The organism is Aminobacter sp. SR38 (assembly GCF_014843375.1).
Classification (GTDB): domain Bacteria; phylum Pseudomonadota; class Alphaproteobacteria; order Rhizobiales; family Rhizobiaceae; genus Aminobacter; species Aminobacter ciceronei.
This window is the reverse complement of the sequence record NZ_CP062112.1, coordinates 4440799-4454620: the sequence shown is the minus strand read 5'-3', so window position 1 is coordinate 4454620 and position 13822 is coordinate 4440799. Positions and strand designations below refer to the sequence as shown.

Annotated in this window: 12 protein-coding genes; 7 read left to right on the top strand and 5 right to left on the bottom strand. The window is 63.2% G+C overall.

Annotated features, from left to right (window positions below; genetic code table 11):
• Window positions 1-9 precede the first annotated feature (9 nt).
• Entirely contained in the window at window positions 10-1113 is a 1104-nt protein-coding gene (locus IG197_RS21750) for a serine hydrolase (RefSeq protein WP_192314957.1), read from the top strand.
• A 60-nt stretch (window positions 1114-1173) separates the two neighbouring features.
• Here IG197_RS21750 and IG197_RS21745 read toward each other — a convergent pair whose 3' ends face one another.
• The gene (locus IG197_RS21745) at window positions 1174-1782 is read right to left on the bottom strand and encodes a hypothetical protein (protein ID WP_067966218.1); all 609 of its coding nucleotides are present in this window, start codon (window positions 1780-1782) and stop codon (window positions 1174-1176) included.
• A 21-nt stretch (window positions 1783-1803) separates the two neighbouring features.
• On the opposite strand from IG197_RS21745, the gene IG197_RS21740 reads away from it, so the two are divergent.
• Complete coding sequence (locus tag IG197_RS21740; RefSeq protein WP_192314955.1) at window positions 1804-2043, top strand: hypothetical protein; 240 nt, start codon at window positions 1804-1806, stop codon at window positions 2041-2043.
• A 67-nt stretch (window positions 2044-2110) separates the two neighbouring features.
• Here IG197_RS21740 and IG197_RS21735 read toward each other — a convergent pair whose 3' ends face one another.
• Together IG197_RS21735 and IG197_RS21730 are read right to left on the bottom strand one after the other, a co-directional pair.
• A complete protein-coding gene (locus IG197_RS21735) occupies window positions 2111-3322 on the bottom strand; it encodes a YeeE/YedE family protein (protein ID WP_192314953.1) in 1212 nt (403 codons plus the stop codon).
• A gap of 105 nt (window positions 3323-3427) precedes the next feature.
• A complete protein-coding gene (locus IG197_RS21730; protein WP_192314951.1) occupies window positions 3428-4351 on the bottom strand; it encodes a sulfurtransferase in 924 nt (307 codons plus the stop codon).
• Window positions 4352-4640: 289 nt separating this feature from the next.
• On the opposite strand from IG197_RS21730, the gene IG197_RS21725 reads away from it, so the two are divergent.
• The 3 genes from IG197_RS21725 (at window position 4641) to IG197_RS21715 (ending at window position 7797) form a co-directional block, all read left to right on the top strand.
• A complete protein-coding gene (locus tag IG197_RS21725; protein WP_192314949.1) occupies window positions 4641-6227 on the top strand; it encodes an ABC transporter substrate-binding protein in 1587 nt (528 codons plus the stop codon).
• Between the two features lie 74 nt (window positions 6228-6301).
• The gene (locus IG197_RS21720) at window positions 6302-6964 is read left to right on the top strand and encodes a hypothetical protein (RefSeq protein WP_192314947.1); all 663 of its coding nucleotides are present in this window, start codon (window positions 6302-6304) and stop codon (window positions 6962-6964) included.
• A 275-nt stretch (window positions 6965-7239) separates the two neighbouring features.
• Window positions 7240-7797 carry a transglutaminase-like cysteine peptidase gene (locus tag IG197_RS21715; RefSeq protein WP_192314945.1) on the top strand — a complete coding sequence of 186 codons (558 nt, stop codon included), beginning with the start codon at window positions 7240-7242 and terminating at the stop codon, window positions 7795-7797.
• A 15-nt stretch (window positions 7798-7812) separates the two neighbouring features.
• Here IG197_RS21715 and IG197_RS21710 read toward each other — a convergent pair whose 3' ends face one another.
• Together IG197_RS21710 and IG197_RS21705 are read right to left on the bottom strand one after the other, a co-directional pair.
• Window positions 7813-8295, bottom strand: coding sequence for a hypothetical protein (locus tag IG197_RS21710; protein WP_067958723.1), 483 nt, complete (start codon window positions 8293-8295; stop codon window positions 7813-7815).
• Window positions 8296-8302: 7 nt separating this feature from the next.
• Window positions 8303-9118 (bottom strand): response regulator transcription factor, encoded by an 816-nt coding sequence (locus IG197_RS21705; protein ID WP_192314944.1) that lies wholly within the window; start codon window positions 9116-9118, stop codon window positions 8303-8305.
• Between the two features lie 709 nt (window positions 9119-9827).
• Here IG197_RS21705 and IG197_RS21700 point away from each other — a divergent pair.
• A complete protein-coding gene (locus IG197_RS21700) occupies window positions 9828-11630 on the top strand; it encodes a hypothetical protein (protein ID WP_192314942.1) in 1803 nt (600 codons plus the stop codon).
• A 141-nt stretch (window positions 11631-11771) separates the two neighbouring features.
• Complete coding sequence (locus IG197_RS21695) at window positions 11772-13817, top strand: type I secretion protein (protein WP_192314940.1); 2046 nt, start codon at window positions 11772-11774, stop codon at window positions 13815-13817.
• Window positions 13818-13822 lie beyond the last annotated feature (5 nt).

Here is a 13822-nt window from a genome sequence, read left to right as displayed (position 1 = left end):
CAGACAGTCATGCGCGAAGACCTGAACCGTCTGCTCGAAACCTACCGCGCCGAGGGCGCGGTAGGCGCCTCCCTCGCCTTCGCGCGTGGCGACGGCGAGGTCGTTGCCGTCACCGCGGGCGTATCGGACAAGCAGCTCAACCTGCCCGTCACACCGGACCAGCTGTTCAAGATCGGCAGTTGCACCAAGACCTTCGTCGCGGCGGCGCTGATGAAGCTCGCCGAGGACGGCAAGGTCGATCTCGGCGCGCCGATTTCAGCCTGGTTCCCCGACCTGCCGCGATCGGGCGAGGTGTCGGTGCGCCAGTTGATCAACCATCGCGGCGGCTTGCCGGAGTTCGAATACGACATCCCGATGGACCCGAGTCGGACCTGGACGCCGGCCCAACTGGTCGAGCTCGCCTTCAACGTCGGCGGGCAGACCGCACCCAGCGGCCCGGCGGTCTACAACAACACCGGCTATGTGTTGGCCGGCATGCTGATCGAAGCGGCATCCGGCCTGTCGCTCGGCGCCTATCTCCGCGAAAAGGTCCTCGGACCGCTCGGCCTCGAGGACACATGGTCGCCGGCGACCGAAAGTTTTCCGTCCGGGCGCATCGTGCGCGGCTACTATCATCGTCCGAAGCCTGTGACAGGTGCCAGCGCGACGCTGGCCGACGGCGGCGAGATGTGGCGCATGGACGGCGTGCTGCCCTATTCCGACGATTTGCAGGACTCCTCGGACAGCTTTCCCTTTTCCGGCGCCTATGGCTGCGGCGACATGGTGTCGACGCCGAGTGACATGGTGGTCTTCATGCGCGGGCTGTTTGACGGCAGCCTCCTGCCGGCACCGCTGTTCCGCGAAATGAGCGAGAACCGCGCAGAAGTCAGCTTTCCCGGAACCCGGATGCGCGAGACAGGTGCCGGCTTGTTCCAGAGCAGCTACGCTGACCGCCCGTTCTTCGGCCACCAAGGCAGCATTCCGGGCTACGTCGCCGTCATGCAGCACGAGCCCAGGTCCGGCCTGACGGTGGCCATGGCCTGCAATGCCGGCTCGGGCAACCGCCTGTCCTTCTATGCCAGCAGCATGCACACCGTGTTCGACCAGGCCATCAGGATCATCCTCAGGCGATAGCGCACCGGCCCCGAAATCGGGACCGATTTCAGGAAAGCACGACGCGCAGTTCCAATGCGTTCAGACGCCCAGGCCGGCGGCCATCTGGCGAAGGTCAACGCCGAGTTCGGACGTCACCTCCAGCGCGCGGTCGTCGCGCGCTGGAGCGCCATTCGCCTGATGATGCGCGGCCAGTACGCGGTCGCGCTCGCGGATCAGCGCCCTGATCTCCTCGCCATAGAGCGCCAGCACGGCACTCAGCCAGCGATTGACCAGGTAGGACGGCCGGGCAAAATGCAGGTCGAAGCGCGGCAAGAGCGCGATCGTCGCCTCGGCTTCCAACCAGTTGTCGCCGACGACCCATTGATTGACGGTGAACAGACGCAGCAGCCGGCCATAGGCGTCGACGCCGACCGCCACCACGTGGTGGATCGGCCCGTTGGCGCCTTCCGGCCTGACGAAGCAATGGAAATGACCGTGTTCGGCCTGCCCCTCCTGTGGCGGGTGGCTGTGGTAATACCACTGCGCACCCGTCTCAGCGTCGAACACGTCGCCTTGGGGAAAATGCTCCCAGGCGGCCACCGACTTGGCCTCGCGCAGCGTCTCGAGCAGCACGTTGCTGCTGGATTTCGCCAGCACCTGCTCGCAAAACAGCGCCTGTCGCGCCGCCTCCACTCTCACCTCGTCCATCCTTGGCCTCCGGGCCGCAGCTTGGCCTATTGCGGCTGGGCCGCGCAAGGCGAGGCTGCGGGAGCGGCAGCGCATGGAGATGCGGGAGCTGCCGCGCAGGGCGAGGCAGCGCCGCAAGGGGCGACGGCCGCCGGAGCGGGTGCCGCCGAGCAAGGCGAAGCTGCGGCACAAGGCGAGCTTGCAGCGCACGGGTTACCGGCGGCGCAGGGCGTTGCCGGCGCGGCGGCAGCGGGTGCAGCCTTCGGCACGGCAAAGCGGTAATGGTCGACGGCGACGGCCGAGGTGGCGGCGAGGAAGGCCGTGCCGAACAGCAGAGTGTTGCGCGCGCTCATTTCTTGAACCCATCGAGACCGAAGAGCGGACGTAGAGCGACACCGCCGAGGCTGCCGACAAAGGCCGAGGCGAACCACAGCCAGCCATGCACACTGCCCGAGGCGATGCCGGAAAACAGCGCACCGACATTGCAGCCAAAGGACAGCCGCGCGCCATAGCCCATCAGCACGCCGCCGATGGCCGCCGCCAGGAACGAGGCGAAAGGCACATGCACCTTGGGCGCGAACTTGCCGGCGAAGCCTGCGGCCAGCGCGGCTCCCAGGATGATGCCGAAATTCATCACCGAGGTGATGTCGGCGAGCACGCTGGAGCCCAGCGCCTTGGCCGGCCCGGGCCAGGTCCAGAACGCCCAGGTCTCGACCGGCACGCCGACCGCCTGCGCCACCTTGGCGCCCCACAGGCCAAAGCCGAAGGTCACCGACCACGGATGGCCGGCAGTGACCAGCGTCGCGACGTTGAGCCCGGCGAGCAGAAGCCCTGCCCCGATCAGCGGCCACGGACCGTGCAGCAAGCGGCCCAAGCCCTGGCGTGGCGCGGGTTTTGCCGTCTCGATGGCGCCATGGGCACGACGCTCGACCAGCACGGTGAGGCCGGCGACGGCCGCCAGGCCGACAAGTGTAACGATCACTCCGCCCGTCACGCCAAGTGTTTTGCCGAGACTGATCTCGGGCAGCGACGGCAGCGCCAGCCACCACGGCAGATGCGCCGTGCCGATGACAGCGCCGACGATGAAGAAGATCAGCGTCACCAGCATGCGCGAACTGCCGCCGCCGACGGTGAACAAAGTGCCCGAGCCGCAGCCGCCGCCGAGTTGCATGCCGAGACCGAACATCGCGGCACCCACCAGCACCGACACGCCGACCGGCGCGAAGGCGCCGACGAGCGCCTGGCCGTTGAAGCTGCCGAGCGACAAAAGCGGAATGAAGACGACCGCTGCCGCGGCGATCATCAGCATCTGGGCGCGGATGGCATTGCCACGCTTCTCGACGACGAAGCGGCGCCAGCCGCCAGTGAAGCCGAAGGAGGCGTGGTAGAGCGTCAGCCCAAGCAGGCCGCCGATCACAAACAGCACCGCCTGGCGCGTGTCGATCACCTGGCCGATGGCGAGCCCGCCGAGGATCAAGGCAAGCCCGACAAAGACGACAGGTCCCTTGTCGAGGTTGACGCCAGCGACAGGTGCCGGCGCGGTGGCATTTATCTCAGTCATTTCAGATCAGTCCGGGACATTCTGGAAGTGTAGGCGTGGCCGCTGCAAACGAAGATGTCCAGGATCGCTCCCGGACATCGTCATGTCGGCCCTGCCCTCTGGCGATCAGTTGCCGGGCTGCACGGGGCGTGCCGGATCGGCGGCCCATTCGGCCATCGAGCCATCATACATCTTGGTGTTCTTGTTGCCCTCGACCTCGCTCAGGCCGAACCACACCACCGACGCCCAGTGGCCGGTGTTGCAGAAGGCGATGTTCTGCTCGTCCTTGGCCAGGCCAACGGACTGCGACAGGCTTCCAACCGCTTCCTTCGACGCAAAGGACGCCTTTTCCGCGTCATAGAGCTTGCTGTTTTCGAGATTCTTCGAGCCGGGAATGGTGCCGGCAACACGGACGACAGGGCTCTTCGCCTCGCCCTTGAACTGCACGGCCGGGCGACCGTCGATCAGTTTGATGCCTTCGGCGCGTGCCTTTTCGACATCGGCGGTCGTGGCCAGAAGCTCCTTCTTCAGCTCGCCCGTGAAGGCGACCGCCGCGGGCTTGGTGACATCGGTTGCCAGTTCGCCGCCGGCGGCTTCCCAGGCGCGGGCGCCGCCGTCGAGGATCGACACGGCGTCATGGCCGAGCACCTTGAAGGTCCAGTAGACGCGGGTGGCGCCGCCGAATTCCGAGGAGTCGGTGCCATTCGGTACGATGACGACATGGCTGTCATTGCTGACGCCAAGGTCGCCGATGGTTTTGGTGATGGTCTCGAGCGGCGGCAGCATCCCGGGAACGCCATTCACCTCGGCCCGCCAGCCGACCGTCGAATAGGGAGCGCTGACGGCACCGGGCACGTGGCCCTTGGCGTAGGGGTTGGCGCCATCCTTGGCGGCATCGCGCACGTCGATCACGATGAGGCTCTTGTTGCCGAGGTTGGACTTGAGCCAGGCGGCGTCGACAAGCGGCTTGTCGGTCAGGCGTTCGGCCTGCGCGCCGGTGGCAAAAGCCAACCCGGCAGTAACGACTGCAGCCAACAGAGAAAAGCGCATAGGACAACTCCAGGAGAAAACGATTCCAAAAACAGACATTGAGAGCAACAGTAATCCGGAATCGCGGCATGAACACGCCATCCGAGACCCAAAGCGGCGGGGATTTCGAAACAGAATACGCGAAACTTGGATAAAATTGGGAAACAATTCCATGCATCATGCCGCATGTTCATATGCGAGCAAAAGAATATAACCCCTTCACAAATCGGCCTATTACGACGACTTTCTGATCGACGCCGCCGAGCCGATGATTTGGGCCGCAGCAACGGCTCATGAGGGGACAAGAGGCATGCGTTTGTTCAAGGCGATGGTTGCGGCGATGTTGGGGATGGCGCTCGCCGTTTCGGTTGCGTTCGCCCATACGCCTGACGATACGCTTGTTGTCGCCGATGCCATCGACGACGTCGTGACCCTTGACCCGGGCGAGGTCGGCGAGGTCGGCGGCGTGCTGACCAGCAGTCAGATCTACCAGTCGCTGCTCACCTTCGACGTCGACGACCCGACCCGCATCAGGGGCCTGCTCGCCGAAAGCTGGGCGATTTCGCCCGACGGCAAGACCTTTACCTTCAAGATGAACCCGAAGGCGCGCTTTGCCTCGGGCAATCCGGTGACGGCGTGGGACGCCGAATTCTCACTGAGGCGGGTCATTCACCTCAAGTCGCGCTCGGCCTTCATCATCGGCCAGTTCGGCTTTTCGCCTGACAATGTCGACGACCGCATCAGGGCGCTGGACGACCAGACCCTGGTCATCACCCTTGCCGAAACCTATTCGCCGAGTTTCCTGTTCTACTGCCTGTCGTCCTACATGGGCGCAATCGTCGACAGCAAGATCGTCAAGGCGCAGGAAGTAAACGGCGACTATGGCAATGGCTGGCTGAAGGCACAGAACTCCGCAGGATCGGGGCCGTTTGCGCTCAGCAAATGGCAACCGAGGGAGTCGATCCTGCTGACCCGCAATGACAATTATTGGGGCGAGCCGGCCAAGGTCGAGCATGTGCTCATCCGCCATGTCGCCGAAAGCTCGGCCCAGCGCTGGCTGCTCGAAACCGACGAGATCGACATCGCAAACCGGCTCGGGCCCAACGATTTCGACACGCTCACCAACAACCCGAAGCTGTCCATCGTCCATGGTCGCTCGGGCAACATCTATTACATGGGCCTGAACGTCAGGAACCAGTATCTCGCCAATCCCAAGGTGGTCGAGGCGATGAAGTACCTCGTCGACTACCAGGGCATCGTCGACACCATTTCACGCGGCACCATGGAAGTGCACCAGACGCTGGTGCCCAACGGCTTCCTCGGCGCCATCGCCTATACGCCGTTCAGCTTCAACGTCGAAAAGGCGAAGGCGGTGCTGGCCGAAGGCGGGGTCAGCGGCGAGTTCTCGCTCGACATGGTGGTGTGGGACACCCAACCCTTCACCGATTTCGCCAAGGCAATCCAGGCCACCATGGCGCAGGCGGGCGTCCATCTCAATCTGCAGGTGATCGGCGGCCGCGAATGGCTCGAGCGCTACCGCAACCACGACCTCGACATCTGGCTTGGGCTATGGGGGCCGGACTATCCCGACCCGCACTCCAACGCCAAGGCCTTCGCCGTCAACAAACAGGATGCTCCCGACGGCTCCGACAGCCTGGCCGACCGCTTCGGCTGGAACGCCGGCCGGCTTTCGCCCGATGCCATGGCTGCGGTGCGCGAGCAGGACACGGCCAAGCGCAAGGCCATGTATGAGGCGATCCAGAAGGTGCATACGGACACCTCCCCCTTCATCATGATGTTCCAGGAAGTGCGCAAGGTCGGCGTCAGCGCGCGGGTCAAGGGCCTGATGATGGGCACGACCTTTGCCGACGACCGCTATTGGGCGGTATCCAAATAAACGGCCCCAGCCGGGGCTATATCCGCTGCATCCAACAATAAACCGGGCGGCTGCCGCCGCCCGGGATCTCCAGCATGTTGCCCGATCAGGTTCGGTCAGGCTCAGCCACCGGCACCGCCACCCGAGCCGCCACCGGCTCCACCGGCACCGCCGCCCGAGCCGCCACCGGCTCCACCGGCACCGCCGCCCGAGCCGCCACCGGCTCCACCGGCACCGCCGCCACCAGTATCGCCATCTTCGCTGCCGCCGCCGCCACCGCCGCCACCGCCGCCGCCGCCGCCGCCGCCACCGCCGCCGCCGCCGCCGCCACCGCCGCCGCCGCCGCCACCGCCGCCACCGCCGCCGCCGCCACCGCCGCCGCCGCCGCCACCGCCGCCACCGCCGCCACCGCCGCCACCGCCGCCGTCGCCATCACCATCACCGTCGCCGTCGCCGTCGCCATCACCGTCGCCGTCGCCATCACCGTCGCCGTCGCCATCACCGTCGCCGTCGCCGTCGCCGTCGCCATCACCACCGCCATCACCGTCGCTTCCGGTGCCGCCGTCATCGCCGTCATTCTCGCTACCGGCCAATACGGCCGCGATCAGCGACGTGGTCAGTGGTGGGCATTGCGCCAGTTCGTCAGCCGACATGATGCTGCTGCGATTGAGCGCGATGCAGCACATTTCATAATTGCTTTGGGAAAGTGGCTGGCATTGCGCGGCCGTCATGCGTGGCCGGATGTTGCTCTGGGCTGATGCGGGGAAAACAAAACTGACCGCCGCAAGAGCCGAGGAAACCAGCAGAATCGTGTGAATCCTGCGCACGCAGGTTGGGTACGTCGTCATTTCTTCCTCCTGAGGGAAAAAACGCGCCCGTCCCCAAACTGGCGCTATGATCACGCGTTCCGATCATCGGAAACACTTTGTTAAGCATACAACCTTTTGAAATCGGTGCAAAGGCCGCCCGCATGGGTTGATTTATCTAGCTCTAATATGCTGTCTGCTAGTACCCATTGAGAGGGGAACAGCACATGCACAAGTTCGCGGCGCTCGTTGCGTTCGCCTTGCTTTCGGCTGGCTGCAGCAAGTCCGCCACCTCCGGATCAAGCATGAGTACGGTCGGCTATGCCTTTGCCCCGCCGGCAGCAAATACCTTTTGCACTAGACAACCGGGACTATGCAGCACCGCCGGCAAGACCAAGGTGATGGCGCTGACCGAGGCGCGCATGAACGACCTCAAGCGGGTCAATGCCTCGGTCAACCAGCGCATCCGGCAGCGCGAGGACATCGCCACGACAGGACGTGACGACGACTGGCGGCTGCCGACATCGGTGGGCGACTGCGAGGACATCGCCATTCTCAAGAAGAACGAGTTGCGCAAGCTCGGCTGGCCGGCATCCACGCTTCTGTTGACCGTCGCCACCTATGGCGGCACCGGACACACGGTGCTGACGGTCCGCACCGACAGCGGCGACCTCATCCTGGACAACCGCACCGGCGCCATCAGGAACTGGAAAAGCACGCCCTACCGCTACTTTGCGCGGCAGTCGCAGTCGGAAAGCGGAAGGTGGACGCGGATCGGCGTTTGAGGATGCCCAGCCCGCTCAGTGCGGGAACTGATTTTCCTCGACGATCTTCCAGATCTGCCGGTTGATGTCCCTGATCGCCTCGATCGAGGCCGAGATGCGATGCATCTCGTTGTCGTCCAGCTCCTCGTTCTTGCCGTAGCGGACGCTGTCCTTGCTGTCGAAGATGCGCATCAGCTGGGTGCTGGCGCGCGTGCCGGTCTCGTCGAAAGAATAGATGCAGTGGCTGTATTTGTTGCGCAGCTTGCCCTGGTGGGTCAGTTGGTCGGCCACCGACAGCACGGCGTCGCGGCAGGCCTGCGGTGTCTTCGCCATCTTTGCGAGGCGCTCAACGAGATCAAGGCGCGCACGCGTCGTATTAAGAGTGAGGAAGATGATGATCGCCGTTTCCTTGTCGACCTTGGCAAGACCGGCGATCAGATAGATGAGCAGGCTTTCGGTGTTGGTCCAGGTGTAGTTCAGCTGGCCAACGGTAAGCAGCACGTCCTGGAAACGCGGCATCGCACGCTCATGACAAGGTATGCTGAGCGTGCGGCACGACGCCATCGCTGCTGACGCGACGATCGCCGCCGCTGTCGCGCCGCTTGTGATAGACCGCCGCCGCCTCGGTGCGATTGTGCGCGCCAAGCTTGGTGATGATGTTGTGCAGGTGGATCTTCACCGTATGCTCGGACAGCCCGAGCGCCGCGGCGATCAGCTTGTTCTGCAGGCCGCGTGCAACCATCGCCAGGATCTGCAGCTCGCGCTCCGTGAGTTCGTCGAAATCGTCGGTTTCGCCGTCCTGCGCGACGGGCGCCTTCGGTGACGGGGCTTCAAGATTGGCGATCGGTCCGAGCACTCCGGCGCGGCGTCGTTCGACGATCGGCTCGAACAAGGACAGCGGGAAATACTCGCCGCCGCGCAACACCAGGCGCACCACCGACAGCCAGACGTCAAGCTTCAGGTTCATCGGCAGAACACCACGAACGTTCCGTGCCGTGACGACATCACGGATCGAAACCTCCTGCCTGCCGTCTTCCTGGATCAGCATGACCTGTGCCGAGGGGTGCAGAAGCGCCAGCCGTTCGGACTGGGCAGCGACCTGCGGCAGTTGCTTGGCTTCGACCAGGATCAGCGAAACCGGAGCCTCGAAGCCGACGCACGCATCGGCAAGCGTCGGCACCTGCTCGACAGTGATCCAGTGAAATTCGCGTTCGATTGCGAAAATCAGGCTCTCCGACACGAAATCGGCCGGAGCGACGATCAGCAACGTCTTGCAGGTCTTCTGTGCGGAGCCATCTGCTCCGTTAGCGCGGCGTGCGCTGGGAATAGCCACTCGGTACATGAGGTCTCCCACCCAATGTTCACAAAGCTATTTCTTCCCCCATTGCCGCCTAAGGGGAGCATTAGTTAATAGCATATACGTCTTGTTAACGGTTCGGTATATCCAAGTTGAGCTATCGAGGGCGCTGATGTAGCCCATCCGGTCAATTGGACCGCCGCGCGAGCTAGCCCTTCGGCCTAAGCTGACCTGCCCGATCGAGCGATCAACGCTGCGTTTTTTCATCCGCAACAAGCAGCCGGAACTTGGCCGTTTCCCAGATCGACGACACGTAATTGTACAGTGATTGCAATAGCTCAAATATTTCCCGCCGATTCTCGGCTGCAAAGGCTAGATCGCTATCGCGAGTTCTTGGGCCGCCCGCCCAAACAGCCTAGCGCGAACTGTCAGCTTACAATTTCGGGGTCACGGCCACAGACTTTGTTGGTTCAAGCAACATGGGCGTGGGTGCTTGAGAATCCGCAATAAGTCGCGATTTGGGCCAGCTGTAGCGGCCTTGCGTTCACGACATTGTGAGAATCCAAGTCTCCCACCCCGCCAGCAAGGGGAGGGTTTCCACCGACCAGAATGAGTTCAGGGCACCCGGCTATCAGTCCCCTAAGCCAGGCAACCCTTCGTTTCTCCATCGAAAACTCAACCGTCCGCGTGAACCCGAGACCGTGTTAGAGATGAAAACGGTCAAGTGATCGCGGTCCCAACCGAGGACAAGACGATGTCTGATCGTAACAGCAACAATCTCAACGCGTTTGGCCTGCAATTCGTCGGCAACGACATTGATTTGGGCGGCGACAGCGAGAACGAAAACAAGAACGAAAACGAAAACAAGAACGAAAACGAGTCCGACAACGAGAACAAGAACGAAAACGAGTCCGAGAATAAGAACGAGAACGAATCCAAGAACGAAAACGAGAACGAATCCAAGAACGAGAACGAAAACAAGAACGAGTCCGAGAACAAGAACGAAAACGAGAACAAGAACGAATCCAAGAACGAGAACACCAACGAGAACAAGAACGAGACCAAGGTCGAGGTAGACGTCGACGTTGATGTCGAGCTCGACGGCCGTCTCGGCGACTACAAGGAAGACAATGATTTCGCCGACATCGACGGCAACGTTAAGGGCGACGTGCTCTTCAGCAAGGACGGCGACGTCAACTACAATCCGGGCGACGATATCAGCTTCAAGGACGTCTTGACCGGCGCGATGGGCGCCAACAGCAACGCATTCGTCATCACCCAGACCGCCGACATGGTCGACAACGACAAGCTTGAAGAAGCGACCGTCAAGAACGACGGCTACTTCAAGCAAGACTTCGACGCCAAGGGCGGCCACGCATCCGCTGAAGAAGGCATCAATGCCGACGGCGGCGGCGGCGGCGGCGGCGATGCCAAGGGCGGCGAAGCCGACGGCGGCGACGGTGGCAACGCCAAGGGCGGCGAAGCCGATGGCGGCAAGGGCGAAGGTGGCCTGGCGCTCAGCGCAGCCTTGGGCGGCGACGCCAAGGGTGACACCAAGGCCGACAGCGGCGACAGCAAGGGCGGCAGCGCCGACACCGACGCTGACGGCGGCAAGGGCGACGGCGGCAGGGGTGGCGACGGTGGTACCGGCCTCGGTCTCGGTCTCGGTCTCGGCCTGGGTGCTGGACTTGGCGTCGGCGCGAGCGAAGCTGACTCGGGCGATGCCAAGGGTGACGGCGGCAACGCCAAGGCCGACAGCGGCGACGCCAATGCCGATTCCGGCAAGGCAGACGCAGGTAGCGGTGGCGACATCGACGATACCGAAGGCGGCGACGCCAAGGGCGACGCTGGCGACGGCATCGACGCATTCGTGCCGATCATCCCGGTCCTGAACTTCGGTGAAGGCGGCGACGCCAAGGGAGACGGCGGCAACGCCAACTCCGACACCGGCCGCGGCGGCGACGCCGATTCCGGCAAGGCAGACGCCGACAGTGGCGACGCCAACGCCAATGGCGGCGACGCCAAGGGCGATACCGGCGATGCACTCAGCGCAGGCTTCGGTGCCGGCTTCGGCGCAGGCTATGGCGAAGGCTCCGGTGAAGGCAATGGCGGCGGCGGCGGCGGTGGCGGCGCAGGGACCGGTGGTTCGGCGACCGCAGGCGCAGCAACAGGTGGCGCAAGCACCAGCGGTGGCGCATGGGCCTATGGCGACGGCGACGGCGGCAACGCGCTGAGCGGTGCCTGGGCTGACGGTACTGGCGGCAATGCGACTGGCGGCGCAGCCTGGGCTGGCGGCGGCGGCGGCGGCGGCACGGTCGGCGCAGCAACTGGTGGAGCCGGTGGCGCAGGTGGCGCGGGCGGCAACTGGGGCTCCGGCAATTCCGACGACGGCTATGTCACTGGTGAAAGCTTCGCCAGCGCCGACGCCATCATTGACACCAGCGCCTTCAACCAGCAGATCGTGATGGGTGCCAACCTGCAAGGCAATACGGTCGACATGACCGTTGTCGGCGGCAACTTCACCGAGACGCTGACAGGCGAAGACGACAACGCCTGATCGCCTGGCGCCGGTCGAATGATTTGCGACCAACAGCCAAACGAAACGGACTGCGCGGAGTTTTCCGCGCAGTCTTCAAACGTGACCGGCGGCAGCGCCTAGGCACTGCTGTTCCGTTCGCAAAGGGCGGAGGCTAGGCAGATGAATTCCGTTTACTTGGACAAGGTTTCTGAAGCGATCGCCCATTTCGTCGGGCTGTTCGAGACAAACGTCGAGGAAGCGCGACAGAAGCAGGCCTATGACGGGTTCAAGGCGAGCCAACAGGCCGAAGAAGAGCTTCCGGACCCGCAGACTGTCGCCATCAAGGTCGATGCCTCCCATACCCTCAAGGACTTCGATCCTCACATACCGTATCTGGGGCTGAGGCCCGAGATCGAGCAGGTCACCGTCTGGTCGAAGGTTGCCTTCACCCCTCCGGACATAGAGATTCCCGACGGACCGTTCCTTCACAATTTCACGCGCATTCCCGATGGCACTACGGTCGGATCGGGCGGTGTCGTCCTGCCTCAGATTGAGCCGCCCGGCGATTTGGCCGCTATCGTCAATCAGGAAATCCGGCTGTCCGACAACGATTATGTCGGCTTTGGCGGCAGCGGGTTGAAATTCACCCCGGCGGCACTGGACAACAGTTCGCTCGACGAGTTGCAACAGGCTGCGGCCGACCTGTCGCCGATCGACGACCTGACGCTTCCAGGCACGACCGAAGAAATGGCCACCTTCGTGACCACCGCCCAGGCGCGGCTTACCGGCTTCAGTGGCGATGGTCATGGCAACGCGGATGTTTTCACCACAAAGGGCGACGCACTCGAAGGCACCTACTTTAATGGCCAGCTTGTCGATGAAGCCGACGTCCCCGACATGGAAGACTATGTCAATTTCCTCAAGGACGACAACGAAGATGAGGACGAAGGCGGCCCTGACGGCCCGCTAGACACAGATACGCCCCCAGACTCCAGCGAATTCATGGACGGCTGGGGCGACGGCACGGTGAACCCGAGCGTCGAGATAACGGCCGGCGGCAACACAGTCATCAACAACGCTGTCGTGGTCAACGAATGGGTCTCGGCAGAGGTCATGGCCGTGATTGGCGACCACATCTCGTTGAACGCCATCGTGCAGATCAACGGCACATGCGATGTCGACAGCGTCGGCTCTGCGGTCGGCGGTTGGCCGTTTGATCCTGGTGGCGACAACCAGAGCTTCAACATCGCGATGTTCAAGCACATCGATCCTTCGGCAGGAGAAGCCGACGCGACTCCCGACGCGCCGCCCAGTTTCCCGGCCTACTACGTGGTCACCGAAATTTCGGGCGACCTGCTCATGATGAATTGGATCGAGCAATACGCATTCGTCATGGACAATGACGTCATCATCGCTTCCTCGTCCGGTGTACAGTCGGTCGTTTCGACCGGCGACAACACCGCCTTCAATGGCCTCAGCCTGTACGAACTCGGCAGCTACTACGACCTCATCATAGTTGGTGGCAACGTCTACGACGCCAGCATCATTCACCAGCTCAACTTGCTGATCGACAACGACATGATCGGTGCCGTCGACGGCTTCGAGACGACTGGCGAAGGTTCCGCCTCGACGGGCGGAAACCTGCTGTGGAACCAGGCGAGCATCGTCAATGTCGGTGCAGGCACCTGCGAGCCGCTGCCGGATGGGTATGACACCGCCTCGGCTGATCTCGCTGCCGGCAACAAGGAACTGCCGACGTCCATTCTTCAGGACGCCGCCTTCGCAGGCATCGGCGTGCTGCGCGTACTCTACATCTCGGGCGACATATACAATCTGCAATACATCAAGCAGACGACCGTGGTGGGCGACAGCGACCAGGTAGCGCTTGCCATGAACGAGATGGTCGCCAATCCCGATGCGGAATGGACGATCACCACCGGCGGCAACCAGTTGGTCAACGATGCCACCATCGTCGACGTAGATGGTGCGTCCAAGATCTATGTCGGCGGCGACAGCTACTCCGACGAGATCCTGATTCAGGCCAACCTCGTGTCGAGCGAGCCGGATCTGGGCGGGCAGGATCCGGACACACTCGTCAACGAAGCCGTGGCTTTCCTCGATGACAGCAATGGCGACGACACCGGCGACGCTTCTCAAGGCACCAACATCGCACCGCAAGCCGCCGATTCCGGATCGGCCGACGTCATGCAGCACATGCTGGGCTGAGCAGA

What these genes read in the sequence shown, in the direction of transcription:
- IG197_RS21750 (WP_192314957.1), top strand. Translation starts at nt 10, where the DNA reads ATGCGCGAAGACCTGAACCGTCTGCTCGAAACCTACCGCGCCGAGGGC.
- IG197_RS21720 (WP_192314947.1), top strand. Translation starts at nt 6,302, where the DNA reads ATGTTGCCCGATCAGGTTCGGTCAGGCTCAGCCACCGGCACCGCCACC.
- IG197_RS21735 (WP_192314953.1), bottom strand. Translation starts at nt 3,322, where the DNA reads ATGACTGAGATAAATGCCACCGCGCCGGCACCTGTCGCTGGCGTCAAC.
- IG197_RS21695 (WP_192314940.1), top strand. Translation starts at nt 11,772, where the DNA reads ATGAATTCCGTTTACTTGGACAAGGTTTCTGAAGCGATCGCCCATTTC.
- IG197_RS21705 (WP_192314944.1), bottom strand. Translation starts at nt 9,118, where the DNA reads ATGTACCGAGTGGCTATTCCCAGCGCACGCCGCGCTAACGGAGCAGAT.
- IG197_RS21745 (WP_067966218.1), bottom strand. Translation starts at nt 1,782, where the DNA reads ATGGACGAGGTGAGAGTGGAGGCGGCGCGACAGGCGCTGTTTTGCGAG.
- IG197_RS21710 (WP_067958723.1), bottom strand. Translation starts at nt 8,295, where the DNA reads ATGCCGCGTTTCCAGGACGTGCTGCTTACCGTTGGCCAGCTGAACTAC.
- IG197_RS21715 (WP_192314945.1), top strand. Translation starts at nt 7,240, where the DNA reads ATGCACAAGTTCGCGGCGCTCGTTGCGTTCGCCTTGCTTTCGGCTGGC.
- IG197_RS21725 (WP_192314949.1), top strand. Translation starts at nt 4,641, where the DNA reads ATGCGTTTGTTCAAGGCGATGGTTGCGGCGATGTTGGGGATGGCGCTC.
- IG197_RS21730 (WP_192314951.1), bottom strand. Translation starts at nt 4,351, where the DNA reads ATGCGCTTTTCTCTGTTGGCTGCAGTCGTTACTGCCGGGTTGGCTTTT.
- IG197_RS21700 (WP_192314942.1), top strand. Translation starts at nt 9,828, where the DNA reads ATGTCTGATCGTAACAGCAACAATCTCAACGCGTTTGGCCTGCAATTC.